Below are 26,918 nucleotides of genomic sequence, written 5' to 3'. Positions count from 1 at the left end.
CGCCAGCCGTTCCTTTGCAATATGGAAAGTAGCACCTTTTTACAACGGAAATACCTGAAAGAAGCCATAGGCTGGGCCGGGGCGTTGTGCTCGCTCTTGGGCTTCAGCCTGAATACACTCAACCTCATCAGTAGTCAGTCTTTAACGTACCTGCTCCTCAACGTGCTGGGTTGTTTTTTCCTCATCATTTACGCCGTCAACAAGAAAGCGCATGCCAGCTGGGTGCTCAACTCCATCTGGCTGCTCATCACCGCCATTGCGCTGGTTAAAACCTTGATGGCTTAGTAGTTGAAACTTCGCCCTTGGCACTACTATAATCTTTCACTTCTTGGTTGAATCTCAGCCTTACTATTGCTTCGTTTTTGGCCTATTTTATAAAAAACAAGCCAAAAACGAAGCTTTCCCTATTTTTAGCCTATCCTGTTTTCAGCTATACCAAAGCCACTTTCAGTTCTTCTGTAATTGCAGAACACCACTCTTAATGCCTTACTAAAGATAATTGCTGGGTTCTGTTTACCTATTGCTCTTTATTGCTATATATTAGATAATTAAATATTCAGATTAAAAAATCAATTCCATATTCTATCCAATAGCCCATGCCCCTAAAAGTTTTTTACGCTCTACTCATATTATTAGTCCTAAGCTCAAGCGCGTTCGCTCAAAAATGGATGCCGCCTGCCCCTTTGGTCCCAAACGTCAACTTACAGGATATTGCCAAGGTTACCTACAGTGACAGCCTCAAAGCCGTAGTGATTGAATACAACCCAAACCTTGCATTACAAGTGGGACCGTTTGTGACAGCCTACCACCAAGCTCATGAGTACGGTCATTTTTTACGGGGGCATATAAGCAAAGGAAAACTCAAAAAAGATACTACGGCACACATGACCCAAGTGAACACCATCATGGAAGTGGGCGCTGATAAATACGCTATTGAGACGCTCTATTCTCAGGACAAGACCATCTTGCTAGCCATGTTGGATTATCTAAAGAAAAGTGAAACAGAAGAATTGACCAACCTAGCCAAACTGGAACGCATTAAGCATTTAGAGTATAGAATAGCGCAATTAGACGAAGAGTCAAATTACTTTATAGTGCCCTGCAAACATTCTGCGCATGGTACTGATCCATGGCCTTGCTCCCACATGACCCGCGAAGGCAAGACATTACACCAATCAGACCCGGCGACTTGCACGCATGCGGCCCACCCGCAAGGGGACAAAATCAAGCGCACCGTCAACCCTAGATAACAATTGCTGAACGTTTTTGGCTCATTTTCTAGAAATTAGGGCCAAAACGCTTTTCTTCCAGCCATGAACCGCTTCTTCAACAGGGACGCCTCTGCCCAAATTCTTCAGAACATTCACCAATCGGCGGTTAGGTCTGTGTATGACCATGGCAAACACCGCATGGTGCTGGTAGATGCGCAAGAGAAGGAATTAGCGTTCTTCCGGTTGCCCATCACCCTTCCGCCGCCAAATCATGCATTAATTGAAGAAGCTGAGAGCGTGCATTATGTCATTCTGCTGGTGCAGAGTGGGAGTTGCGCCATGGGTTATTTTGAAGACGGTTTTAACTTGAATCACAAGGTCTTCAGGGCATATATGGTGCGCAAAAAGCAGGGAAAGAGCCAGATTAAACACCTCAAGACCAAGGGCAAGAGCAGAGCGGGGTCACGGGTACGATTGGGCGAGACGGTGGAGTTTTTTGAGAACATCAACGAACGCTTGCAGGAGTATTTTGAAGACCACCAGGTGCACCGCATTTGCATGAGCGTCTCCAAGATTTTGGTGCCCTACCTCTTCGACTCACACGTAAAAACGCCTTTTGATAAACGCGATGAGCGCATCTTCAAAATCCCGAAGCACGTGCACACGCCCATCTATGAGGTCATGCTCAACATCAACCGCTTCCTGCAGAAAGGCGAACTCATCTATGAACCTGCCCAGGAAGAATTGGTGAAAAAACTACTGCGCGGCGTAAACGGACAAGAAGAGGACGAGGAAGAAGAAGATTTTGAGAATATAGAAGACCCCGAAGACCTAAACGAAGAAGAGGAGCTGGACTAGGCCATTTTCCTTGACCGCTCCAGCTCCTCCCCTCTGCATATTTTGCCTTGTCACCTCAAGGCTACAACCACTTCTTCCTCCTGAAATACCACAAGAAGCCCATGGAAGCCAGCAACATCAATAGTAGGGCAAACGGGTAACCTCCTACCCAATTGAGTTCGGGCATGAATTTAAAGTTCATGCCGTAGATGCTGGCAATGAGCGTAGGCGGCATGAACACTACGGTTACTACCGTGAAGATTTTGATGACCTTGTTCTGCTCAATGTTCACCAAACCCAGGAAGGTGTTCTGCAAGTACTCCAGACGCTCAAAGCTGAACTGGGTATGTTGCAAAAGCGAGTTAATGTCTTTGATGACAATGCGCAAACGCTCCTTCTCAGGCTCATCAACAGCGAAAGATCTGAGCAAGGAAGAAACCAACCGTTGCTTATCCACGATGCTCTCCCGGATGAGGATGGTGTTTTCCTGAAGTTCGGTGATCCTGATCAAGACCTCTTCCTCAATAGACTGCTCTTTTACCAGGCGCTTACTGATCACGTTGGTAGTGCGGGTGAGGTGCTCAATAAAGTCGGCGTCGTTGTCAATCTGGGTCTCTAACAGCAACAGCCAGACCTGAATAGCCCTAATGGTGGTGCCTTTGAAGGTCTTCATCTTGCGCACCGTCTCCCCGAAGGACTTGAGGTCCGTACGGCGCATGGTGAAAAGGATGTCTCTTTGTAGAATAAAGGAAACTTGGCGCGTGATGTAGGAGCCGTCCTGGTGCATGACAAAGGCCGTGTTGGCTTCAAAGAACCCGCCCTCGTCCTCAAAATAACGTGAGGAGCTTTCAATCTCGGCGGCCTCTTGCTGGGTGAACAACTCAATCCCGAAGGCTTCTTCTACCCGGCGTTGCTCATGGTCTGAGGGCGCCTGCAGGTCTACCCAGATGATGCGACCTTTGTCTTCTGGCGCGTCAAACGTCTCTGGGTTTTTCTCCCAGGTCAGCTCGCCGTCTTTTAAATAGAAACATCTTATCATACGCCTGTCCATTGCGCCGGGTCAGCCTTCTCCTCTCCGCCCCTGCCTGTCTAGTTGCAAACCTACTGATTTTATCTGGGAGCTGGGAAATTGCTAATGGCAAAGTTTAACACTATGGTTGCTCCTGCCCTAACGCTTAGACTAGGTGTCCTATAAATTTTGGATCGAAGGATTTTGTATACCAAGATTACCCTGCCATCCATTCTTCATTTTGGCCTATTTCCTGGAGATTAGACTATAAACTGATAATCCTAGCAAGGTATTTTTTTATAGTTCAAATTCCCCTATTCACCTTTCTAAATTTATCAGACAGTAAAATTCTCAGTCCTTATTGAACTAGTAGTTAGCAGTTTAAGTTAAGCGACAAATAAAATTTTCAATCAAATATTAAAGATTAAATGAAAGATCAATTACCAAAAAGCAGAAGCTCTGCTTCGTTCAAAGTTTGGATGTTGGTATGGGCTTTTTCCATTTTCAGGTGTGGCTCTGTTTTAGCGCAAACCACTCCAGTGTACGGGGCAGGCGATTACAGAACTACCTCTGGTGGTACAATCGGTCAGGTAACAGGAACCGCGCAATTAGAGCAATTCACCACGAATAGTACATGGGTGCCGGCTTCTTATCCTTTGCCTGCCAATTCAACTTTATATGTGCAGCACGCGGTCCAAATGGAAGGCACATTAGAAGTGGATAAAGTATTTGTGACTGTCCAACAAACTGCTACTATACATCCCTCAGCCTATTTAACTACTAATACACTTCTGTCCATTGAATCTGGCGCCACGCTTTTGATGCAAGGAGATGTCCATTCAAAAGGTACTCTTAAGTTGGGGGCTAGCGCAAAACTCACCATTAAATCTGCTACCTATCAAGCGCAATCTACCATTTGGGCAGGAACAGAACAGCTAGACCCAACCTCAGAAATACGGATAGAAGATGCGCTTTCCAATGCGGTGCTTTTCGCTCCGTCATTAATGACTATCCAAGCCAATGGGTATCTTTTAGGTAAATTGAGCATCGCACTTTCCAAGACAAGTTCTCAGTGGCAATTAATAAACAGTGCTGCCTCTCTGGCTTATTCTACCACCAATTTCTCGCTGCCTTCCACTTCTTCTTTATTGCTATCTCCTGGAAATAGCCAGGTTAATTTTGGGCAGCATCTTACCTTATCTGGTGGTACTTATTTTGGCCAAAATCAAAGCAATGGAACCAGTACGTTGGTAGTTGGGCAAGATCTGCAAATGGCAAATAGCACAGTTCTGCAACTGAACCAAACTGCCAGTGCAACGGCCGTTACCTTGCTTGAGGTGAAAGAAAACCTTTTGGTAGATAATACTTCTAGCATAGTCAACAGCGCTACGGTAAGCACTAGTACCAGTGGAATTAAATTAACAGGGACCGATTGGCAAACGATTAGCGTAGCAGGACAACTGAACCATGTTTCACTGACCGTAAAGACCGGTAGTAAAGCGCGTTTAGCTAACAATTTAGCACTTAATCAAAATAACTCTGTTTACGCGGGTACTGTCACGGTAGAGAACGGTGCGGCTTTGGATTTCGGGGTAGATGGCACTGGTAATGGTTATGTTATTTTGGGTCAAGGATATTTCAGGCTAGACCAAGGTGGTACTTTGCACATTACTAGCGCACAAGGAATCAATGCCACAGGTACATCTGGGAATGTGCAGGTGACAGACACTAGACGCACTTTTAACCAAGTAGCCACCTTCATTTATAGCGGTCAAGTGCCGCAGCAAACTGGTAATGTGTTTACTAGTACCGCCAGCGGCAAAATCGTGATCATAGATAACCCCACTTCCGTCACCTTAACCAGCGGTATCAACATCTCTAACAATACCGCCTTGGCTCCTGACGGTGGTCGGCTTGAGATCCGGCAGGGTAAGTTGCTAGGCACTGCGAATGCAGATGTGACTGGTACGGGTAAACTGGTGATGCGAGGAGGTTTGTACCAAATACAAATGCTGAATGTATCGGTGCCGCAACTGTCAGGAACCCATGACATCACTATTGGTACTATTGAACTGGCGGGCAATGGCACACAGACCTTGAAGGGCGGTACGTACCCAACCTTGATAGTAAGCGGAAACAATACCTTAGGGGCAAATGCCAAAACAATCTCTAGCACTACCACCATCACGCAGAACGTGGTGATTATGCCCAATGCCATTTTAGACGCCAGCAACAAATCCTTGAAAGGCGATGGCGGACTTGTCATGACAGGTGGTACGTTGCGTTTGGGTAAAAGCACGGGAACGTTGCCAGAATTAACCGGCGTCAACAATCCTTATAACCTGACCGGCGGCACCATTGAGTATTATGGCACAGTTAATGGCCAGACGCAAAGTATACGGGGTACCTATGGTGCCTCCAAGAAAATCACCTATTACAATTTACAACTCAACGCAGCACAGGCCAATACCAGAGATGGGGAAAGTAATCTTACTTCCAACGCCAATTTTGATGTGAGTGGCACGCTATCCGTGAATGCACCTACTGTCTTTCAAGTAGTATCAACTAGAACCATTGCTGGTACCGGCAATTTTACGGTACAACCAGGAGCAACTATATTATATGGATCTCCCCAAGGAATCAAAACCAGCGGGACAGGCTCGCTAGATGGTAACATCCGGGTGAGTGGCAACAGAACTTTTTCCTCTGGCGCAAATTACGGCTTCATTGGCACCTCTGACATGGTTAGCGGGAATGGCCTACCTGCCACTGTAGCGAATTTGCTGGTTGCCAAGACCGGTAATGGTGTAACGCTCTCCAATTCTGTGGCCGTCACTGGTACGTTTACCTTAAAGAGTGGCTTTTTCAAAACAGACACAAAAGAGCTTTCCATAGCTTCTACCAGTCCTTCTGCACTGGCAATTGTAGACACGGCATTATACATCCAAGGCAACCTCAGAAGAGCAATTGGGAATACTGGTGTCTACCAATTCCCGGTAGGAAGTGCAAACGGTAAACGGACGCTGGACCTTACGTCTAATGACCTTACGGGAAATGGCTTTCAAAGCATTTTGGTAAGCTTCAATCCCTTGACCAACCACCAAGACAGCGATATGCTCTTAGAGGAAAATGATGTCTATTATACCAGCATGCAAACCGAAGGGACGTGGCTGGTAGAACCCAATGCCGTTCCAGCTACCGGGACATACACCGCAGTTGCTTCACTTAGGGGATGCACTAATCTTACAGATAACCAATTTGCTTTACTGGTGAGACCAAAGAACTCTGTTACGGGAAGAGACTGGTCTACCGGCGGTGGCGTTTTAGAAGGTGCTAATAAAGAAGGTCGTACGGTGATGGGCGGTTATGCCAAACGTAGTTTTATGACCCAGTTTGGACAGCTGGGTATAGGGAATGCGACTACAGGCCTGCTGCCAGTGACGTGGCTTTATGTGACCGGCAAGCGCCAGCAAGAGAAGAATGTGATAGAATGGGCCACCGCCACTGAAATAAACAACGACCGCTTTGAGGTAGAGTATTCTTTTGATGGCAGAACCTTTAAACCGGCTGGAATTGTGAAAGGCGCGGGCAACAGCAACACGGTTCAGAACTACAAGTTTGTTCATGCGCTTCCTACTAATCAATTAACTTACTACAGAATTAAGCAGATTGATATGGATGGTGCATTTGAGCTAAGCAAGACTGTGACCATTCATGCGAGTATCATTCCTCTGTCAATTCAGCTTTCCTTATATCCAAATCCAGCGCAGGACGAATTACATTTATCTGGTCTTGCATTAGGAGCCACTACCCAAGTGCAAATCTTTAACGCGACTGGACAGAAGGTCTATTCAAATTCGCCTGTGGCTGAGGATACTTTTGCTAAGGTGAGTGTAAAGCATTTACCTAGCGGTACTTATTATTTACAAGTAAGCCAAAACAGAGTTACTCACCGGCTACGGTTTATAAAACAGTAATCTGTTTTTGGCCTATTTTTCCAAAAAGAGTCCAAAAACGAAGAGGGCCGATTCCAATGAATCGGCCCTCTTCGTTTTTAAATTATCACATGTAGTATGCTGAAAACTAGCACATCAGCACATTGAAAAATCAGCACATTAATACGCCCTGGCCTCGCTTTTCTCCATGTAGTTCATGAAGGCGCGGTTTACCACTTTGGTACCGCCAGGAGTTGGGTAATTCCCCGTAAAGTACCAGTCGCCTAGATGGTTCGGGCAGGCTTCGTGTAATGAGTCTACGGTCTGAAAGATGACTTCCACCTCGGCTTGAATACCTTTGGCGGTGACAATTTCGGCTACCTTGGCACTCACCTCTTCGTAAGAGAAGGCCTCATACAGCGCCTGCACGAAGTTCTTCTCCTTGAAAGCCGAAGTGCCCGCGGCTTGGCGGCATTGTTCATACACCTCCTCGGCCAGATTTTCTTTGTTGTTGTCTTTCAACAGGCCCATCAATGCCCTGAAGGCCACAAACTCCTTCATCTTGGACATGTCAATACCGTAGCAATCTGGGTACCTGATCTGCGGCGCACAGGACACGATGATGATTTTCTTAGGGCCCAGCCGGTCCAGCATTTTGATGATGCTTTTCTCCAAAGTAGTGCCGCGGACAATGGAGTCGTCAATCACTACTACCGTGTCTACGCCTTTTTTCACCACTTCATAGGTAGTGTCATACACGTGGGCCACCAGGTCATCGCGGTGGTCATTGTCGGTGATGAAGGTTCTGAGCTTGGCGTCTTTGATCACCAGTTTCTCCACCCGTGGCTTAAAGGAAAGGATGGTTTCCAGTTTCTCGGGGTCGTTGCCGGCTTCCGTGATGGCTTGCTTGCGGTAACTGCGAAGGTAATCCTCAATGCCATCCATCATGCCGTAGTAAGAGGTCTCGGCAGTGTTGGGGATGTAGGAGAAAACGGTGTTTTCCAGATCGTGGTTGATGGCCTTTAGGATCTGCGGACAGAGTAGTTTGCCCAGGGCTTTGCGCTCCTGGTAAATCTCTGGGTCATTGCCTCTGGAGAAATAGATGCGCTCAAAGCTGCAGGATTTTTTCTCTAGGGCCGGCAACACTTCGCGCTCAGAGGTGGTGCCGTTCTTGTTGATAATGAGGGCGTGGCCCGGGGTGATTTCCTTGATTTGGCTGTAATCTACGCCAAAGGCAGTCTTGATGGCGGGTTTCTCAGAAGCGACTACGACCACTTCATCATCCACATAATAATACGCTGGTCTAATCCCGGATGGGTCACGCACTACAAACGAAGCACCGTACCCCGTCATCCCCGCCATGGCGTAGCCGCCGTCAAAATCCTTGCAGGCCCGGCGCAGCACGCGTTGCAGGTCCAGGTTTTCTTCTATAAGGTGGGTGATTTCCTCGTTGTTGTGGTCAGGTTTGTAGTAGTCAAAGAGGCGTTGGTTTTCCTCGTCTAAGAAGTGACCTATTTTCTCCAGCACCGTGACGGTGTCTATTTTCTGCTTAGGATGCTGACCTAGGTTGGTGAGGACGTTGAAGAGCTCGTCTACGTTGGTCATGTTGAAGTTACCGGCCACGGCCAGGCTTCTGTTGCGCCAGTTGTTCTCCCGTAGCATGGGATGGCAGTTGTCTACTGAGTTTTCGCCGTGGGTGCCGTAGCGAAGGTGGCCCAGGTACACATCACCCAGAAAAGGAAGGTTGTCGCGGAGCCAGTCTACATCTTTGGCGGCTTCGGGGTTTTTGCGGAGTAGTTTGCCGTACTTCTCGCTGATCTTCCCGAAGATGGCGTCAATGGCCTTGGTCTTGACGGAGCGGTAGCGGGCTATGTACTCAGTGCCGGGTTTGGTGTCAATTTTAATACTGGCCAACCCTGCGCCATCTTGTCCCCTATTATGCTGTTTCTCCATGAGCAGGTACATCTTGTGCAAGGCGTACATGGGAGTCCCGTATTTCTGGGCGTAGTAGTCAAGGGGCTTGCGAAGGCGAATCAGGGCAATACCGCACTCGTGTTTTATTGCGTCACTCATAAGACTGAATCAATTAAAGGGAAAGCACTTGTTCCAGGACTTTCACCAACCAGTCTGCCTTAAAGAAGGAGAGCAGAACCGGTATGCAAAGTAAGCCTAAAAATAAGTAAGCCCCCAGAGGAAAAGCTATTTTCTGTCCGTATTCCTTTCCGCGCATGAAAAGCGTGAAGGGAACCTTGAGATAGTAATACAACGCCACGGCGGTAAGCAAGAGTGCCCCTAGTAGCAAAAGAAAAAATACTAATTGTCCGGTGACCTGATAACCCTCCCATAACTGGGAGAACACCAACAGCTTGGCCACAAACCCACCCGTAGGCGGCAAGCCAATCAAGCTGATGAGAAAGACCATGGCCAGCACGCCCACATACGGCGCCTTCTTCCCTAAGCCGGCCCAATCACTAAGCACCGCTGACCCAGTGGCATTCTGCAGCAACTGGATAACCAGAAAGAAACCCATGTTGGAGAACAGTAAGACCGTGGCATAGAATAAAATGGTAGAAGCTGAAGCGCTTCCGCCCCACAGCAAAGTCACCAACAAAAAGCCCGCGTGCGCAATGGAAGAATAGGCCATCAGGCGTTTGATGTCCTGTTGCAATAAGGCCGTAAAATTGCCCAGTACCAACGTACCCACCGCCGCTACCTGCAACAGAATAAACAGCGAGGGATTGGTCTCTTGCAAACTTCCCGTTGTAACTCCACTGCCCAGGCAGAACCGAAGCAACACCAACACCGCTGCGATTTTTGGAGCCGTGGAGAAGAACGCCACCACCCCGGTGGGCGCGGTCTGGTACACATCTGGGGCCCAGAAATGAAACGGAAAACCAGCTAGCTTGAAAAGAATGCCCGCCAGCACCAAGCCCCATACTAATGTCATAAACACCAAGGGCACCTCTGCTAAAGAAGCCCAGAAGCCAGGCACCAAAAATTGAAGCGTACCAGTTAAGCCGTACAAAAAGGAAATACCATAGAGCATGATGCCCGAGGCGAACATGCCATACAGAATGTACTTAACACCCGCCTCTACCCGCTTAGGTGATACGGAAGCCAGGAGTAGCAACAGGTAAGACCCAATAGACACCAACTCCAAGGACAGGAAAAGCATGAGCAAGTTGCTGGACCGAACCAACAGATTCAAGCCCAAGACTACGGCAAATAACACCGCAAAAAACTCATTTCGGGTACTGGTCTCCAGTTCCTGCTTCCAGCCCAATTGCATCACCAGCAAGGATAGCACCGCCGAAAGACTGAACAGCCAACTTCCCCAAAAGGCCAGCCCGTCCTGGTGCAGCATGCCCATGAAAAGACTCCCCGTGGCATAAGGCAGAACCTGAAAGACCTGGAGGCCCTGCCAAACCGCTATTCCCATGAACAGCAGGAGCGAGAAGAAGGGAAGCTTGGCCCGGAGTTTTTGAGAAGGCAGTAAATCCAGCACCAGCACTACCAAAAAGCCCGCCAGCAAGAGACATTCGGGACCCAAACTCTGCAGGCTTTCTGCGGTTTGTCCCATAATGTCCGGCGGGGCTATGAGGATAGGCGTCTGCATTAGGGAAGAAGGAGTGAGGTAGGCGCCACCGGCTGGAAAATCTTCAAATACTCCGCCACCGTGGCTCCAGATTTATCTAAGAGCAAGGCAGGGAACAACCCGAACAACAAAATTAGCAAGGCCAATGGCAAAAGCATCAGCATTTCGCGCTTGGTTAAGTCAGTAAATGATTTAGGCAAGTCGGGACTCAGCCAGAACCGCCCGAAGAACATGCGTTGCAAAGTCCAGAGGTAATACGCCGCCGACAGCACCAGGCCAATCGCTGCCGCCAGAGCCATCCACCGTGGCAGGAAACCACCGCCCGCCTTAGACCCAAAGGCCCCAAGCAAAACCAACAACTCGGCAATGAAACCAGAGAATCCCGGCAGGCCCAGAGAGGCGAAGAAGGCAATCACCACAAAGGTGGTGAACACGGGCGCTACCATGGCCAGCCCTCTAAACCGATGGATGTCGCGGTTGTGCATACGGTCATAAATCACGCCGGCAATCAAAAAGAGCATCCCTGAGATGAGTCCGTGGCTGAACAACTGGAATAGGGCGCCGTTCCAGGCTTCGGGCGTTAGTGCGGCCAACCCTAGTAAAACAAAGCCCATGTGCGAGACCGAGGAATAAGCAATCAGTTTCTTTAAGTCAGACATGGCCAAGGCACAGGCCCCACCATACAAAATAGAAATTACGCCCAAGAGGCCAATCAACCAACTCATTTCAGCGGCCTCGGCGGGGAACACCGGAAACGCAATCCTAAACAACCCATAACCACCTACTTTTAGCAAGATACTGGCTAAAATTACAGAGATGGGGGTGGGTGCTTCCACATGGGCATCGGGAAGCCAGGTGTGAAAAGGTACGCCCGGTAGTTTTATGAAGAATCCCAGAAACAAGGCCAAAAACGCCACCATGCGCGCAGACAAACCAAATATTGAAATGCCCGACGCCGCATGCAAGATACTGCCCGGGATGAAATTGCGCGCGTCCAGCATGTCTGGGATGTTAAACGCATGCACTACTTGGGCAGAGGTCAGTTGGCCATTTTGCAACAATGTTTGCACCTGCTGGATGCCTTGTGCACCGGCCGGTAATCCTTGTTGCACCGCCGTAGCTGCCGGGTCCATGACTGAGGCATACAAGCCAATAAAAGCCAGCAGAATCAAGACTGAACCTACCAGCGTGTATAAGAAAAATTTGATGGCCGCGTATTCTCTTCTGGGTCCGCCCCACATCCCAATCAAGAAGTACATGGGTAGTAGCATGAACTCAAAGAATAGGTAGAACAGGAACAAGTCCATGGCCACAAAACAGCCCATCACGCTACCTAAAAGCAATAGGTACAAGCTCAAGTAGCCTTTCAGGGACTGATGAATGCGCCAGGAAGAGAGGATGCCTATCACGGCTATAATGCCCGTCAGCAGGATGAGCGCCACGTTTAAGCCATCTACGCCCAGCCAATAGTAGATTTTGAGCTGACCCAAGGAACCCAATTGCAAAGCAATCCAGTCATACTTCTCCTGAAACTGAAAGCTCTGCCCCACAACACCGCCCGTGGTATTCTGAACTTGGAAAAATAGCAGAAGGGAAAGGGACAGTTCTAAGAGAGTTGCGCCTAAGGCTACATATTTCAGGAGGCCCGTTTTTTTAGAAGGCAGAACCAACAGCACCAGCGCGGCGACCAACGGAACAAAAATGAGACTACTAAGCAAATATGCCATGCGCTGTATGAGAGACCGCTAATAAAAAAGCCAGAAGAGTAAGACCACCAGCCCTAACAGCGAAAATAGATAATAAGATTGAATGTTACCATTCTGGAGGCTTCGGCCCATATGCCCTACTTGCCTGGAAGACCAGCCAACCATTTGCACTGCACCATCCACTACCCATCTATCACCCCAGGCTATCAGCTTTGAAATAGCCACAAAGCCTTTACTAAAAGCGTGCAAACCATAATTCAGGATATGGTCAGTTTTCTCAGTAAGTCTGCCCAGTGCCAAGGTGGGTCTGACTACAACAAAGGCATAGGCCTCATTTAAGAAGAACTGATTTTTTAGCCAGTACCGCCAACCCATCACCGGTTTGGTGAACTGCTTGGCCCGCACCGCCTGGCGGGTAAAGAAGGCCAATGCTCCACCCAAGACAACCATTGCCAAAGAAAGATAGAGGATCCAGGAGATATGGGCTTGATGACCGTTTGCTGGGAAAAAGGAATTAGCGGCTAGCGCGGAGGCTATCTGCGGCACTAGCCAACTTTGCTCTGAAGAAAGCGGCGACCAGGAAAAAAACACCCACAGACTCAGGACCGTCAACAGCATCACTGGCGCTAGCATGATCCAGGATACTTCCTGGCGCGGACTGTACTTATAAGACTTCAAGGGCAGTTTCAATCTGGGTCTTCCGAAGAATACCAGTAACAGTTGCCGCGCCATGTAGTACGCCGTCAGTAGCACCGTCGCGAAGCCAAACCCCGGAAGGAGCCACTGCCAGGTAGCACCAGCTTGCGCCCATTGTACGCTAGCCAAGAGCAAGGCCTCCTTAGAAAGAAAACCCGAGAAGAAGGGAAGTCCTACCAGCGCGCCCGCCGAGATACCATAGCAGACAAAGGTGAGGGGCAACATCATGCGCAGTCCGCCCATGTTGCGCATGTCCTGCACGTCAATGGGCGCCTCAAACAGAATCTTGTTGGAATGATGGTGCCAGGCATGCTGGATGGCATGAATCACAATCCCTGAAATAAGGAACAGCGAAGCCTTGAAAAACGCGTGCGTAATCAAATGAAGCAACGAAGCCTCTGGCGCGCCCACGCCCACGCCCATTACCATGTAGCCCAACTGTGAGATGGTAGAGAAAGCCAGCACTTTCTTGATGTCCTGCTGTTGACTGGCGGCCAGCGCTCCTATAAAAGCCGTAAAGACCCCAATGATGGCCATGGTCAGCAGGACCTCGGGTAGGAAAAACGGGAAGCACCGCGCCAGCAGATACACACCCGCGGCCACCATGGTGGCCGCGTGGATGAGGGCAGACACTGGCGTAGGACCCTGCATGGCATCCGGTAACCAGACCTGCAACGGAAACTGCGCAGACTTGCCCATGGCCCCCGCCAATAACCCGAAACCCAGCAACAGCATCACGTCTTGCTCGGTTTGCAAAGGCAAAGTTGACAGCAACGCTTGCGCCGAGTTGATGTTGAAGGTTTTGAACACCGCAAAAAACGCAAACAGCGCCCACAGAAAGCCCACATCGCCAATTCTATTGACCAGAAACGCTTTGGTGCTGGCCTTGGCCGCCGCCTGCCGCTGGTACCAAAAGCCTATTAAAAGATAGGATAAAAAGCCCACCAGTTCCCAGCAGATGAAGAGCACCAGCAGGTTATCTGCCAGCAACAACCCCAGCATACAGGCCGTGAACAAACTCAGGTATGCGTAATAGCGGGCGTAAAGCACATCGCCTTTCATGTAGCCCACAGAGAAGACCATCACCAGCAACGAGATAAACGTCACCAACACCAGCATCACGGCCGTGAGGTTGTCCAGATAGACGCCAGCCTGCATGGAGACTACTTCGCCGGTTGGCTGGGGTAGTAAAAACCAGGTAAACTCAGAGTGAAGCGGCGTCTGTCCCCAGACTTGACTAAACAAAAACAGTGCCCCTGTCAAGGACAATCCCATGAACCCAATGGCCAGCCAATCACCGTGGCGGGGAAGTTTTCTGCCAAACAGAAACAGACTCAGGAAAGACAGAAGCGGCATCAAAAGCAGACCGGCCACCGTCACCCGTTCCAACAAGGAAAGGGATTGACCCAACACAGGGACCACCAGGAGCAAGGTTTGCAACTCAGCCATTTAGTTGGTCTATGTCTTGGAGATGGGCCGTCTTAAAATATTTGAACACCTGCAACACAATAGCCAGGGCCACGGCGGTCTCACAAGCGGCAATGAGCATCACAAACAGGCTGTACACCTGGCCCTGCAACCGGTCAGGGTCATGTTGCGCAAAAGCCACCAGATTCAAGTTGGCAGCGTTAAACAGCAACTCAATGCCCATGAGAATGGCAATGGCGTGCCGCTTGGTCAAAACAATGGCCAGACCCAGGCAAAACAGGATGGTGCCCAGCACCAGCAGATGCAACAACGGAATGGCCATCATTTGCGCGAGGTTTGTTTGGTGATGGCCGCCGCGCCTACCAAGGCCACCAGCAACAAAACAGAGGCTATCTCAAAGGGCAGGACGTAGGTAGAAATCAGCTGTTTGCCCAGGCCATGCAAGGACGTGTAATGGCCCTGCGCCGCTTGTTGGGCAAGGGTAGGAACAGCAGGGTAGTGGCCAAACGCGGCATCAAACGACTGCACCAAAGCCCAAATACCTCCTCCTAACAAGGCCATCGCTAGCAGAATGCCCAAGCTTCGGTTCACCGGCTCTTGCGCCACAAAATTGCCCGTGGCATTGGAGCTTAACAGTAATCCAAACAGAATCAACACCAGCACCCCGCCTACATACACCATTATCTGCGCTATGGCTACAAAATCGGCGTACAAGAGCACGTAGATGGCCGCAAGTCCTAACAACGTCAGAAGAAGGGCGAAGGCCATGTGCAACAAGTTCTTGCTCAACAGCAACCATACGCCGCCGCCCACCGCTAAACTAGCGAAAACGTAGAAAAGAACTAGTGGCAGTGACAACATAGGTTAGAAGCAGGATCAATGCAGGCCAAGTTCGGAAAAGACGCTCTAACGGCCAAGCCTGATTTTTAAGGGGAAGGTCATGTTTTCATTTTCACCTATTTCCCGCAAAACAAGCCAAAAACAAAAAACCCTTAGGAACCACGCCTCACCCTCCCCTACCTTTGCGACATGAACCAGCAGGTGAAAGTACACGGCTCTTTGTTTTTAGTGGCACTTATTTACGGGGCCAACTACAGCATTGCCAAAGAGGTGATGCCGGAATACGTGCAGCCGTATGCTTTGATTTTATGGCGGGTGAGCGGCGCGGTACTTTTCTTTTGGGCGGTGTCGCTGGTTAGAACCAAAGAGAAGATTCAAGGCTGGGCTGACTGGCGACGGATTATTCTGTGCGGGTTCTTCGGGATTGCCCTGAACCAGCTTACCTTCTTTGGCGGACTCAACCTCACCTCTCCTATCAATGCCTCTTTGATTATGACCATCACGCCCATTGTAGTGTTGGTCATGAGTGCGGTATTGTTGCGCGAGAAAGTAGAGGCGCAACGCATTGGAGGTATCCTGCTGGCCTGCGCGGGGGCCTTTTTGCTCATCTACGGCAAGACAGACGCCAAATCGCAGGGCAATACATTAGGGGATATTCTGATTCTGGTGAACGCCACGTCGTACGGCATCTACCTGGTGCTGGTAAAGCCCCTCATGCAACGCTACAAGGCCATCACCGTGGTGAGCCGCGTGTTTTTGATTGGTTTTATAGGGGTGCTGCCCTTCGGGTTGCCGCAGATCATGGAGCCTGACTATGCATCCTTTCCCATGTATGTATGGGCGGCCATCGCGTTTATGATCATTGGCGTGACCATCATGGCCTACCTGCTTAACGCTTGGGCCTTGACCTATGCCAGTCCTTCATTACTGGGCGTGTATATTTATTTACAGCCGGTGCTGGCCATTTTAATTGCGGTAGTATTGGGCAAAGATGTGTTCACCTGGCAGAAAGCGGTCTTCGCGCTCATGATCTTCGGGGGCGTATACTTGGTAAGCCGACCTAGGAAGCCGGCTGCCCTTCCCGTTTAATTTTTTTCCCACATTTCGCACTAAGCGGCAGTTGTCTTTGTTAGCCGGGGATTAAAGCGATTGCCATGAACCCGCAAGACCAACAGCCATTTGACGAACATGCCTTGCATCATCTGTTTCTGCAAGTAGAAGCGGCAGATTCAACTTGCCTGCTCAACCTGGCTGGTCATCCCCTGCGCATACGGGAGGTGGTGTTTCAGATGGTGGAGAATGGGTGCCGCGTTTGCAAAGTAGAAGCTGACCAGTACAATACCTTTCTGTATGACAAAGAAGTCACGGAAATTTACGACTACCTCACCACCATTATTAAAGTGAAATTTAAATAAAATGAAAACACTATCGTATTATAGATTAAATTCAATTATTAAATTAATAGTAGCGCCTGCTTTCGTAAAGAAAGCAGGCGCCTTTGTTTTTAAAACACTCCATGCAATAAGACAATAGCTAACACAATCATTAAAGACTCAGTACAACCCAATTTTAACATACTTCGTTTAATACAATATAAGCCATACTACCTAAAACTATGAAAAAGTTAAAAATAGTCACTATCATGCTTTGCTCCGTTTTCTTTTTGGGCGGTAGCATCACAGAGACGCAGGCACAGGACACCCAGAAGAAAGAAAAGAAAGGCTGGAGTAAGAAAGCCAAAGGGGCTGTGATTGGTGGCGCCGGTGGCGCGGCCGCTGGAGCCGTGGTGGGCGGTACCAAGGGCGCAGTCATTGGCGGAGTTGCCGGAACGGTGGCCGGGGGAGCCATAGGCAAGAAAAAAGACAAGAAGAAAGACCCTAAGCGCCATCAGCAGTACGCTAAGAAAAACAACGACTAAGGCCTTTCCCTTATACATCCTACAACAACAGAAGAGCCCGGCACATGTGCCGGGCTCTTCTGTTGAACGCCTAGCCGTTTTTGGCCTGTTTTCAGGGAAATAAGCTAAAAACGGCTGGGCCTTAATTGCCCTCCTGAATTTCCTGGGGCTCGTCGCCGCGCTCTTCTCTTTCTTTTTTCTGCAGGCCGTTGTTCCCGAACCTATAGCTGAAGCCCACATACACCAACTGGCTCTGCGGCTTAAACCGGCTCCTTTCCTCAAACTCATTCTCCACGAAGGTATTGGAGTTGAACCGCATGGTGTTGAAGATGTCCTGTACCCGCAGAATGATGTTCCCTTTTCCGTTTAATACCTCTTTGCGCGCGCTCAAACTGGTACTAAAAAACGCCGACCGCTCTCCCTGGATGGTCACTGTGGGAGACCGGTAGTTGGCAGACAATTGCACTTCGGTTTTGAAGGGCAGGGTGAAGTTGGAGTTAAGACGGCTGGTCCAGCTTAACCGGCTGTTGGCCTGCCCCCCTTCTTCAGAGGCGTCTATGCGGTAATTGAAGCCAGAGGCGTTGGCATTGATTTTCCACCAGTTGGCCAGGTTGGCGGTGCCGGTCAGCTCCAGACCATAAGACTCTCCCTTGCCCACGTTGGCAAACGTAGAGATGGTAGAATTCTCATCCAGAGGCGTCCTGAAACTCTGCACAATGTCCGTCATCCTGCGGTAGAAGACGCCAACCGTGAGGGTAGTCTGTTTCCAGAAACGCAGGTAGTTGATCTCATACGAATCAATGAACTCGGGTGTCAGATTGGGGTTGCCCTGCCGGATGTTACGCGGATCAGAAACGTCTCTAAACGGATTCAAGGACCAGGTACCGGGACGGTCAATGCGACGACTATAGGAGGTCTGCACCTTCTGCTCCTCAGAGAAATCATAAGTCAGGAACAGGCTTGGAAACAGGTTGAGGTAGTCCTGCTTGTTGCGCTGGGCCTGCGTGATTTGGTCAGTGACAATGTTAGTCTGCTCTACCCGGGCGCCTACCTGATAGCTGAATTTCTTGAGGGCATCGCCATAGTTCCCGTAGACGGCGTGCACCCATTCCTCATAGACAAAGCGGTTGGTGCGGCCACTATTGTTCTCAAACTGGCTGGTGGTGAAGTTGAAGTCACTGGCCTTGGTGTCTTCGTCGCTGCGCTCAAACGTGCTGCGGTAACCGGCCTCCCATTTTCCTTTCTCATGGAACGGGTGCACGTAATCTGCCTGCAAGGAAAACTCGCGCTCCCGCTCCAGATTGAGGTTCCGCTGCCAGGTAAAAGGCTGGTACAGGCTAGGCGAGCCGTCTGCATTCCTGAACTGCTCCTGCACCTCGTCCTGGCCCGGTTCGCGCTCCATATTGAAGACAGCATCGGCGGTCAGTTCATGGCCGGGCTTGGTAAACGTCTTGCGGTAGCTCAGGGCGTATTCCCAAAGGCTTCTATCCTCATTGCCCGTGTTTTGGCGGGTAGACGTGCTGTCCAGGGCGCTGCTCTCCCGCAGAAACCGGCTGAAGCTGTTGCCTTCACTTTCCCGGGTGCCCATGCGGTACAGAATGGAGCCGGTCAAGCTTTGGTTGTCGGTGAGCTGGTAATCGGCGCCGAACCTGAAGTTGTGGTTGCTGTTGATGTTTTCGTTGCTGGACTCCAGCTCTTCCAGGCGCACGCTTTCGCCGGCCGGCGTGTACCTTCTGGTCACGGTGCCTTCGCCTTGGCGCAAGTCCCTTCTAAAGTCATGGTTGGCAAACAGGTTGAACTTGCCTATTCTATAGTTGAGGTTCAGGGAGGTGTTGTAGCGGTTGTTCAGGCCCGCGGTCACCGAGGCGATGCCGTTCAGGCCTTGCTGCTGCTCTTTCTTGAGGATGATGTTAAGCACGCCGCCCGTGCCGCTGGGGTCATACTTGCTGGAGGGATTGGTGATGACCTCTACCCGCTCAATGGCGCTGGCCGGAATCTGGTCCAGCCCCAAGCCGCTCAGCGCCGAGGGCTTGCCGTCAATGAGAATGGTGATGTTGGAGGTGCCGCGCATGCTCACCGTCCCTTCCTGGTCTACCGTCACCGAAGGCACATTCTGCATCACGTCCACCGCCGTGCCACCTACCGTTGACAAGTCCTGCCCCACGTTGTAGACGCGCCGGTCCAAGCCGTACTCCACGGCTTCGCGCTGGCCCATCACCTCCACGGCTTTCAAGGTGGTGCTGGCCGTCTTTAACTGGATGATGCCCAGGTTCACCTGCGGCTTGGCGGCGGTCACCACCACGTTGGCCAGGACGCGCGTCTGGTAGCCTATGTAAGAGAACTTGACATGGTAGCGGCCCACGGGCGCGGGTGCCAGGACAAACGTTCCCTCGGCCCCTACCAAGGCGCTGGTGACAATGGCCGAATCTTGCACCGACAGCAACACGGCCGTCGCGAAGCCCACCGGTTGGTTGGTGCCCGCCTCTTGCAAGGTCCCCGAAATCTTGCCTTGGGCCTGGCCGGAAGTGGTTAGAACAGAAATGAAAAAGAATAACAGAAATAGGTGTTTCATGCAGGGGAAATAAGGATACGCAACTCTTGTACTCAATCTATCAATCACGAGGAACTGAAAAGGCGGACAGCCAACTTCTAGTCTACCATTCTCTAAAAGTTCAGCAAAACAATATTACTTAACATATTTATCAAGATACAAACCGTATCACTTTCTAGTCTTCTCTGCCGAAAGCATCTTCTTGCGGGCATGGATAGAAGTGGCCTGAAAGATTTAAAACGAACAGCAAGCATTACTTAGACAAGTCATTGCTCTAATAGTTTAACATCCAGCGCACCTTTCTGTTTTTGGCCTGTTTTCTGGGAATGAGGCCAAAAACAGAAAGGCCCGAAGTTTCCCTCGGGCCTTTCTTATCTAAAAGTAGAATGTTCTATAAGTGAATCACCTCACCGTAGGCAGCCGCAGCGGCTTCCATCACGGCCTCAGACATGGTTGGGTGTGGGTGAACGGCTTTGATGATTTCATGACCGGTCGTCTCCAATTTACGGGCCACTACAATCTCGGCAATCATCTCGGTTACGTTGGCGCCAATCATGTGCGCTCCCAGGAACTCACCGTATTTGGCGTCAAAAATCACCTTCACAAATCCGTCTTTCACACCGCCGGCGCTGGCTTTTCCAGAAGCAGAGAACGGGAATTTGCCCACTTTAATTTCGCGGCCCATCTCCTTGCACTCTTTCTCTGTGTAGCCCACAGACGCAATCTCTGGCGAGCAATACGTACAGCCCGGTATGTTCTTGTAATCCAAAGGCTCTGGGTGGTGACCGGCAATGGCCTCCACGCAAATAATACCTTCTGCTGAGGCCACGTGTGCCAAGGCTGGACCTTTCACGATGTCACCGATGGCGTACACGCCTTCCACGTTGGTCTTGTAGAAATCATCTGTGATGACGCGGCCACGCTCTACGGCTACGCCTACTTCCTCCAGACCAAGGTTCTCCAGGTTGGTTTGGATACCCACAGCCGAAAGTACTACGTCCGCCTCAATTGTTTCTTCGCCTTTGGCGGTTTTTATTTTCACTACGCAACCCGCACCAGACGTGTCTACTGACAATACTTCAGAGTTGGTCATTACGTTGATACCCGACTTTTTGAACGACTTCTCCAGTTGCTTGGAAATTTCTTCGTCCTCTACCGGCACAATGTTGGGCAGGTACTCTACCACGGTCACCTCGGTGCCCATGGCGTTGTAGAAATAGGCGAACTCCACGCCGATGGCGCCTGAGCCTACCACTACCATTTTCTTTGGCATGTTCTCCAGGACCATGGCCTGGCGGTAGCCAATGATTTTCTGACCGTCAATAGGCAGGTTCGGCAATTCACGGGAGCGGGCACCAGTAGCCAGGATGATGTGCTTGGCTTCGTAGATTTGGGCTTGGCCGTCCTCAGAGGTCACCTCTAACTGGCCTTTGCCTTTTAGTTTGCCGTAACCGGCTATGTGGTCAATCTTGTTTTTTCTGAACAGGAACTGGATGCCTTTGCTCATGCCCTGGGCTACGCCACGGCTACGGTTTACCACCGCCCCAAAGTCAGCCGACGCATTATCTACGCTGATGCCGTAGTCAGCCGCATGCTTGATGTATTCAAAAACCTGTGCACTCTTCAATAAGGCTTTTGTGGGGATACAGCCCCAGTTGAGGCAGATGCCGCCCAATTCGGCTTTCTCTACCACGCCTACTTTCATACCCAATTGCGAAGCGCGGATGGCAGCCACGTACCCACCTGGGCCGCTTCCTACCACTATCAAATCATATGTTGATGCCATGTGTCTGGATGTAAGGTTTTACTTGAGACAAAGCTACATCATAAACCCGCTTTTGCCAAGTTTCAAAGCAAGATGACGTTTTTGGGCTGTTTTGGGGGAAAGAGGCTGAAAACGGTAAAGCGTCTTTGGCTTGAATGCTTTGCCAGAAGAGCTAAACAACAGATTATCAGGAACAAAAAACCACCAATGGTTGTAGGCACTGAAATCCTTGAAAAGCTTATGGAAACAAAAACTTCACCGGGCCTTGTACAAGCCAGTTTACTCTTACACCTCAACGAAAAGAGAATAAGGGTAGATCTCCCAGCCACTGCCTGGCATACCACTCAGATAAAAACCATACCTGGCAGAAGATGGAGCAAGACGCATACCTGTTGGCATCTGCCCTACAGCAAAGAGTCCTTTGCGCTGCTTGCCAAATGCTTTGGGGAGCTACAGACACTTCTTACTGCGAATGGGACCTCTATTGCTGTCTTCTCCTCTCTCCCCTCTCCTATGGTGGCTGGCACAGAATCTGCCACGTTAAACACAGGAAGGCCAACTGAGCCAGCATGTCTTTCTACCAACCACCAACAGGTTACCTTGACAGTGCTGCCCAGTAAACGCATGGAGGTTAGGTTTCCTTACCATCCGGCGCATCTTAAGAAGATGAAGTCGATTCCATATTATTTCTGGGACACAGCTTCAAAAGTTTGGACGCTGCCGTTTTCAGAAGCCATAGTGGCAGAATTGAAGGACCACTTTGAGCAGTACGGCCTTCCCCTGGAGGTGTGCAAAAAACCAAAAGAGGAAAGTACACCCTTGGCACCGGTCAAGCCCAAACCTACTCTTGTTAAGCCCTGCCCCAAGGACTATCTAGACACGCTGGCCTTAAAAGGCTATAGTCCCAATACGGTTAAACAATACAAGAGCCTGTTCCTTGACTTTATCAATTACTATGCAGACCGTGACCCTGCCACCTTGGAGGAGGCAGACATTAAAGCGTACATGTTGCATTTAATTGATGACTATGACATTTCTGCCTCGCACCAGAACTCAGCGGTGAACGCCATCAAATTCTATTATGAGAAAGTACTCAGGCGGCCGCGCACTGTCTATTACCTAGACCGGCCTAAAAAGGCGCATACCTTGCCAGAAGTATTAAGCGAGGAGGAAGTTACACGCATTATGCAAGCAGTAGACAACCTCAAGCACAAATGCATTCTGCTTTTAATTTACTCTGCCGGTTTACGGGCTGGCGAATTGATTAACCTGAAGGTCATTGATATTGATTCCCAAAGAAAGGTCTTGAATATACGAGCGGGAAAAGGACAGAAGGACCGCATCACATTACTCTCAGAGAAAATCCTGATTTATCTTAGGCAATACTACCAACAGTATAAACCTAAGGTCTGGTTGTTTGAGGGACAAGCTGGGGAGGCCTATAGCTACACCAGCGCAAGGAAAATCTTTAAAAACGCCTGCCTAAAAGCTGGCATCCAGAAAGAGGTTTCTTTACATACTCTCCGGCACAGCTTTGCCACCCATCTATTAGAACAGGGAACCGACCTAAGGTACATTCAAGTCTTATTAGGCCACCATTCCAGTAAAACCACTGAAATTTACACGCATATTACTAGAAAAGGTATGGAGAAGATAAAAAGCCCGCTGGACCGTATAAAAATATGATTATTTTCATTTTTTGAAAATCACCAAATGTATATTGCCTTTAAAACCAAGAAGTTAAGCTTGTCTTTACTGAAATAAACGCACCTATCAATTTCAGTTACTATATTTGAAATAAACGCCACTGTGGCGTTTATCCAGACGTTAGGTGTAAATGATAAAATATCGAATAAATGAAATGGCTTTGTTACTCCTCTTTGGCATTATTCATACTTCTTTGTTTCTCCTGCCAACATAAGGAAGGGAATGGTGGTGACAGTCAAATCCATAAAAACTTAATATCCTTCGACAATAAGTTTCTCAGGGATTTAACCTCAGAAGAACTAAATAACTACACTTACGGAAAAGGAAGCATCCAAAAAGAACAGAGGGGGGATACTCTGTATGTGACGGCAGACTTCCCTTGGGACGGATGCGCTGACATGGAAGGAGATCTTGTTTACAAAGGAGACTCGCTCACGTTGGTGTATAGATTAAAAGAGGAAGTTCTATGTACGGAAATCATTTATTACCGACTTCAATATAAGATTCTAAACAAAGAGAAACTTGATTATAAACTCAAGGTAGAGTTTCAGGAAAAAGGAAAAACATCTACACCTAACACTGTATAAACGTCACCTCGGCCGACGGCCTTCGGCGTCGTTTATACTAGTCCGTTAGCGGTAATATTATGAAAAAGACTCTATCAATATTGGGAATTTTAGGTATTGTTATTTGCCAAGCTACACCATTACAGGAAAGTATTAGAATTGGCAAATTTACTTACAAGACTAAAAAGGACGGAATCTTCTTAAAGGATGAATCATATCACTGCAAAACGTTTACCTTATACTCTCAAAGCGGTGAACCCCAAGCAGGCCTTATAATAGAGGCCATGCGGAATGACACACTTTTTGTGAGTGGAACCTACCAGATTGAATCAAGCAAATTCATTGCGAAAAACTACTACCATTATAGATATAGCCACGAACCCGACTCTTCAGTAAAAACCTTTGTACAGAACAGCAAAGGGAAGCTAGAACTACGCTCATTCATTGAGTTTACAGGTGGGGTAAAAAATGCAATCAAATTGCCTAATCATTAGCATTAGCGCAATTGAAATATGACTGGCAACCAACAGAAAAAATACTACCTCTAACAACAGCTAAACGCCAGCTCGGCCGACGGCCTTTGCCGACGTTTAGCCTAGCCGTTATAGGCCAAAATTCGTTTCAGATTTACACGTAGGCTTTTGCCACTATAAACTATTGCAGGTTACTGCTCTTTTTCTGGAAAGGCCTTGATGTTGGGTTTTGAAACAATCTCAACATCGCTTGGTATGGATATGTCAAAAAGACTCTGCCATGCTCCTGAAATCCTTTGCGGCGAGAACTCAAAATCACGGCTAAAATGTCTCCAGTTCTTGAGTAAGAAACAATTGAGTTCTGGGTTAAATTTTACCCCGGCGGCTTCCTCATCTCCTTTTCTCATGGGCCTTATTTTCCATAATTCCACAATGCACAGGGCTTTGCCGGCATTTTTACCAACTGAGTTTGTTTTTCCGCAGCAGATAACAATATCTCCACGATACTTAAAAGTCCTGAACCTGGTTTCTATAGTTTTTTCTCCGTTCTTTATCCAATCCGCATAGGGCGCGCCTGGATAATCGTTCATAATCAAAGCCTTGTATATTCTTTGCTTTTCTGCCATTGGGAGAGCTATTACAATTCCTATTCCAACAAAAATCACGGCTATAGCCTGGCACTCATACAATGGCGGCAGACCTTCATGTTACCGGCTATGGTTTTTCAAGTTAGGTTTTTACCTTTAGCCAATGCTTGCAGAACGCAGGATGCCATCCCTGTATAAATACCTTCTACGTTAAGCATAGCCAATACATCTAACAAACAACAGATAGACCAACCATGAAGATGATATTGGCCATAGGCCTGGGCAGTTTTCTAGGAGGCATTTCCCGCTACCTGCTTTCACTAGCCATCCAGACGAAGGTTGGCACCTCCTTCCCTTTCGGGACCTTGGGCGTGAACCTCATAGGCTGTTTCTTGATTGGGTTGGTGTTTGGGTTAGCAGAGAAAGGAAACTTATCCAATGAGTGGCGCCTCTTTCTGGCAACGGGTGTATTAGGCGGCTTCACCACGTTTTCTGCCTTTTCTTATGAGACGGTGGCCTTGCTACGAGACGGTCAACTTGCGTATGCCGCTACCTATATTGCCGCCAGTGTCGTCATTGGCCTGCTTGCCACGTTTGCGGGTCTGTCCATTCCCAAATTCTTGTAGTCCTCGGTCGCGCTAGGTTGACACTATAGAGAACCTTGTTTTAATTGATAGAGGTGCTGAAATAAAAAGCCGTTTTTGGCCTGTTTTCTTAAAAACAGGCCAAAAACGGCTTTGGAAGGATTTGGGAATAAACGCCTGCTTACTTGGCGGGCGCTACAGAGGCGGCTCCGTACTTCATCACCTCTACTGTGGCGGGTTTGCCTTCAGACAAGGATATTTTAAACAGATAGTCATACTCATGGTCTGCCACGGCGGCAAACGGCTTCTGCGCCCCGAACGCCTCTACCAAAGACAGCACCGTGTTGGAGTGCCCGGCCACTACTACCGTCTGGCCAGCGTGGGCGGCTTTCACCTTGGCGGCTAGTCCAGTGGCGTCTCCGGCCTCGTAGATTTGCACGGGTATTTTGGTGGCCTCGCTCAAGGGCTGCAAGGTCTCTTGGGTGCGTTTGTACTTGGTGGCGTACAAACCTTTCACCTGAGCGTTCCCCAACTTAGACTTTAACTCCTGGGCGCGGACCTTGCCGGCCTCAGAGAGCGAAGGGTCATCGGTCATGGCGCCCGAGGAAGCGGCCTTTTCACCGTGGCGGGCAATGTACACAGTGGTTTGTCCGGCCTCTTGGTTAGCGGCAGCTACCCCGTTGGCGGCTTTGGGCGCAGAGCAGCTGAACATAGAGAAAAGTACCAGGAAGGTTATTCCCAGGAGCAGAAGTGGTTTAATCTGTTTCATAGTGGGTACAAGTATGCGGAATCAAGGTAGCATATTTTCTCTTAATTCAACAGGGCTTCGCTTTTGGGCTAATTTGGACAAAACAACCCAAAAACGGACATCAGTTGGCCAACAGTTGGTGCAGTTGGGCATACTGGAGCAGCATGATGGTTTTGGCGTCCATAATCTGGCCGGTTTTCACTAGTTGCAGCGCCTCCTGGAAGGGAAGCTCTAGCACCTCTATGTTTTCCTGTTCTTCGGCGTGGCCACCGCCCTCAGTCACCTTCATGTCCTTACTGTATTCGGCTACAAAAAAGTAAAGCTTCTCCGTGACGGACCCCGGCGACATGTAGGCTTCCATGACCTTGCGCACGTCAGAGACGCGGTAGCCGGTCTCCTCCTCGGTTTCGCGTTTGATGCACTGCAATGGGTCATCCTGGTCCAAAAGGCCGGCGCAGGCCTCAATCAACATTCCGGATGCGTTGCCGTTCAAGTAAGTGGGCATCCTGAACTGCCTGGTGAGAATAACGGTGCCGCCGGTGCGGTTGTAGAGCAGGATGGTGGCCCCGTTGCCCCGGTCATAGGCCTCGCGGCTTTGGGTCTCCCAGTTGCCGTCTGGCCTGCGGTAGTCAAACGTTACCTTGTTCAAGGTGTACCAGTTATCTGACAAGATTTCTGTGCTGATGTTCTTTACTTTTGGTTGGGCCATGCGGGACTAGTACTAGTGAGTACGGTGTGTGAGTTAAACTTTCTGGGAAACAGGTGTTACGCGTTTGTTGAAGA

General features: G+C 49.3%; 23 protein-coding genes. 11 read left to right on the top strand and 12 right to left on the bottom strand.

Annotation, left to right across the window (positions count from 1 at the left end; all coding sequences use genetic code 11):
- The first annotated feature begins 21 nt into the window (after window positions 1–21).
- The 3 genes from TH61_RS11990 (at window position 22) to TH61_RS11980 (ending at window position 2,069) form a co-directional block, all read left to right on the top strand.
- Entirely contained in the window at window positions 22–285 is a 264-nt protein-coding gene (locus TH61_RS11990) for a hypothetical protein (protein ID WP_066509556.1), read from the top strand.
- Between the two features lie 383 nt (window positions 286–668).
- Window positions 669–1,250 carry a hypothetical protein gene (locus TH61_RS11985; protein ID WP_066509554.1) on the top strand — a complete coding sequence of 194 codons (582 nt, stop codon included), beginning with the start codon at window positions 669–671 and terminating at the stop codon, window positions 1,248–1,250.
- A gap of 63 nt (window positions 1,251–1,313) precedes the next feature.
- Window positions 1,314–2,069, top strand: coding sequence for a hypothetical protein (locus tag TH61_RS11980; RefSeq protein WP_066509551.1), 756 nt, complete (start codon window positions 1,314–1,316; stop codon window positions 2,067–2,069).
- A gap of 61 nt (window positions 2,070–2,130) precedes the next feature.
- Here TH61_RS11980 and corA read toward each other — a convergent pair whose 3' ends face one another.
- Window positions 2,131–3,087: a magnesium/cobalt transporter CorA gene (corA, locus tag TH61_RS11975; RefSeq protein WP_066509549.1), complete on the bottom strand. Its 957-nt coding sequence runs from the start codon at window positions 3,085–3,087 to the stop codon at window positions 2,131–2,133.
- A 398-nt stretch (window positions 3,088–3,485) separates the two neighbouring features.
- Between corA and TH61_RS11970 the strand changes: the two genes are divergently transcribed.
- The gene (locus TH61_RS11970; RefSeq protein WP_082780369.1) at window positions 3,486–7,034 is read left to right on the top strand and encodes a T9SS type A sorting domain-containing protein; all 3,549 of its coding nucleotides are present in this window, start codon (window positions 3,486–3,488) and stop codon (window positions 7,032–7,034) included.
- Window positions 7,035–7,172: 138 nt separating this feature from the next.
- Here TH61_RS11970 and TH61_RS11965 read toward each other — a convergent pair whose 3' ends face one another.
- Genes TH61_RS11965 through TH61_RS11940 form a run of 6 tightly spaced genes read right to left on the bottom strand, consistent with a single transcriptional unit; the run spans window position 7,173 to window position 15,278 of the window.
- Window positions 7,173–9,065 (bottom strand): amidophosphoribosyltransferase, encoded by a 1,893-nt coding sequence (locus tag TH61_RS11965; protein WP_066509544.1) that lies wholly within the window; start codon window positions 9,063–9,065, stop codon window positions 7,173–7,175.
- A gap of 13 nt (window positions 9,066–9,078) precedes the next feature.
- Complete coding sequence (locus tag TH61_RS11960) at window positions 9,079–10,608, bottom strand: NADH-quinone oxidoreductase subunit N (RefSeq protein WP_066509541.1); 1,530 nt, start codon at window positions 10,606–10,608, stop codon at window positions 9,079–9,081.
- Window positions 10,608–12,314: a NuoM family protein gene (locus TH61_RS11955; RefSeq protein ID WP_066509538.1), complete on the bottom strand. Its 1,707-nt coding sequence runs from the start codon at window positions 12,312–12,314 to the stop codon at window positions 10,608–10,610. The genes TH61_RS11960 and TH61_RS11955 overlap by 1 nt, the downstream gene beginning before the upstream one ends.
- An 18-nt stretch (window positions 12,315–12,332) precedes the next feature.
- A complete protein-coding gene (locus TH61_RS11950; RefSeq protein WP_066509537.1) occupies window positions 12,333–14,438 on the bottom strand; it encodes an NADH-quinone oxidoreductase subunit L in 2,106 nt (701 codons plus the stop codon).
- Window positions 14,431–14,742: an NADH-quinone oxidoreductase subunit NuoK gene (nuoK, locus tag TH61_RS11945; protein WP_066509534.1), complete on the bottom strand. Its 312-nt coding sequence runs from the start codon at window positions 14,740–14,742 to the stop codon at window positions 14,431–14,433. Before nuoK ends, TH61_RS11950 begins: the two co-directional genes overlap by 8 nt.
- Complete coding sequence (locus TH61_RS11940; protein ID WP_071887841.1) at window positions 14,739–15,278, bottom strand: NADH-quinone oxidoreductase subunit J; 540 nt, start codon at window positions 15,276–15,278, stop codon at window positions 14,739–14,741. Before TH61_RS11940 ends, nuoK begins: the two co-directional genes overlap by 4 nt.
- A 168-nt stretch (window positions 15,279–15,446) precedes the next feature.
- Between TH61_RS11940 and TH61_RS11935 the strand changes: the two genes are divergently transcribed.
- The 3 genes from TH61_RS11935 (at window position 15,447) to TH61_RS11925 (ending at window position 17,175) form a co-directional block, all read left to right on the top strand.
- Window positions 15,447–16,346 (top strand): DMT family transporter, encoded by a 900-nt coding sequence (locus tag TH61_RS11935; protein WP_066509529.1) that lies wholly within the window; start codon window positions 15,447–15,449, stop codon window positions 16,344–16,346.
- 65 nt (window positions 16,347–16,411) lie between these two features.
- On the top strand, window positions 16,412–16,672 hold the full coding sequence (locus tag TH61_RS11930; protein WP_066509527.1) for a hypothetical protein: 261 nt from the start codon (window positions 16,412–16,414) through the stop codon (window positions 16,670–16,672).
- A gap of 200 nt (window positions 16,673–16,872) precedes the next feature.
- The gene (locus TH61_RS11925) at window positions 16,873–17,175 is read left to right on the top strand and encodes a glycine zipper domain-containing protein (RefSeq protein ID WP_066509526.1); all 303 of its coding nucleotides are present in this window, start codon (window positions 16,873–16,875) and stop codon (window positions 17,173–17,175) included.
- A gap of 121 nt (window positions 17,176–17,296) precedes the next feature.
- On the opposite strand, the gene TH61_RS11920 is transcribed toward TH61_RS11925, so the two are convergent.
- Both TH61_RS11920 and lpdA read right to left on the bottom strand, forming a co-directional pair.
- A complete protein-coding gene (locus TH61_RS11920) occupies window positions 17,297–19,726 on the bottom strand; it encodes a TonB-dependent receptor domain-containing protein (protein WP_066509524.1) in 2,430 nt (809 codons plus the stop codon).
- A 370-nt stretch (window positions 19,727–20,096) separates the two neighbouring features.
- Window positions 20,097–21,491 carry a dihydrolipoyl dehydrogenase gene (gene lpdA / locus TH61_RS11915; RefSeq protein WP_066509517.1) on the bottom strand — a complete coding sequence of 465 codons (1,395 nt, stop codon included), beginning with the start codon at window positions 21,489–21,491 and terminating at the stop codon, window positions 20,097–20,099.
- A gap of 645 nt (window positions 21,492–22,136) precedes the next feature.
- Between lpdA and xerA the strand changes: the two genes are divergently transcribed.
- The 3 genes from xerA (at window position 22,137) to TH61_RS11900 (ending at window position 24,237) form a co-directional block, all read left to right on the top strand.
- A complete protein-coding gene (xerA, locus tag TH61_RS11910) occupies window positions 22,137–23,156 on the top strand; it encodes a site-specific tyrosine recombinase/integron integrase (RefSeq protein WP_082780460.1) in 1,020 nt (339 codons plus the stop codon).
- Between the two features lie 194 nt (window positions 23,157–23,350).
- Window positions 23,351–23,764: a hypothetical protein gene (locus tag TH61_RS11905; RefSeq protein WP_157600699.1), complete on the top strand. Its 414-nt coding sequence runs from the start codon at window positions 23,351–23,353 to the stop codon at window positions 23,762–23,764.
- Between the two features lie 59 nt (window positions 23,765–23,823).
- The gene (locus TH61_RS11900) at window positions 23,824–24,237 is read left to right on the top strand and encodes a hypothetical protein (protein WP_066509514.1); all 414 of its coding nucleotides are present in this window, start codon (window positions 23,824–23,826) and stop codon (window positions 24,235–24,237) included.
- A gap of 170 nt (window positions 24,238–24,407) precedes the next feature.
- On the opposite strand, the gene TH61_RS11895 is transcribed toward TH61_RS11900, so the two are convergent.
- Window positions 24,408–24,881: an ASCH domain-containing protein gene (locus tag TH61_RS11895; protein ID WP_157600698.1), complete on the bottom strand. Its 474-nt coding sequence runs from the start codon at window positions 24,879–24,881 to the stop codon at window positions 24,408–24,410.
- 176 nt (window positions 24,882–25,057) lie between these two features.
- Here TH61_RS11895 and crcB point away from each other — a divergent pair, with 176 nt between their 5' ends.
- Window positions 25,058–25,429: a fluoride efflux transporter CrcB gene (gene crcB, locus TH61_RS11890; protein ID WP_066509509.1), complete on the top strand. Its 372-nt coding sequence runs from the start codon at window positions 25,058–25,060 to the stop codon at window positions 25,427–25,429.
- Between the two features lie 139 nt (window positions 25,430–25,568).
- Here the strand turns inward: crcB and TH61_RS11885 are convergent, their stop codons facing one another.
- Window positions 25,569–26,156, bottom strand: a complete 588-nt coding sequence (locus TH61_RS11885; RefSeq protein ID WP_066509507.1) for a histidine phosphatase family protein — start codon at window positions 26,154–26,156, stop codon at window positions 25,569–25,571.
- Between the two features lie 100 nt (window positions 26,157–26,256).
- Window positions 26,257–26,844, bottom strand: a complete 588-nt coding sequence (nudK, locus tag TH61_RS11880; protein ID WP_066509505.1) for a GDP-mannose pyrophosphatase NudK — start codon at window positions 26,842–26,844, stop codon at window positions 26,257–26,259.
- Between the last annotated feature and the right edge of the window lie 74 nt (window positions 26,845–26,918).

The sequence above is a fragment of the Rufibacter sp. DG15C genome, from assembly GCF_001577755.1.
Lineage (GTDB): Bacteria > Bacteroidota > Bacteroidia > Cytophagales > Hymenobacteraceae > Nibribacter.
Note: the sequence above shows the minus strand (reverse complement) of the source record. Positions and strands in the feature narration are given on the sequence as shown.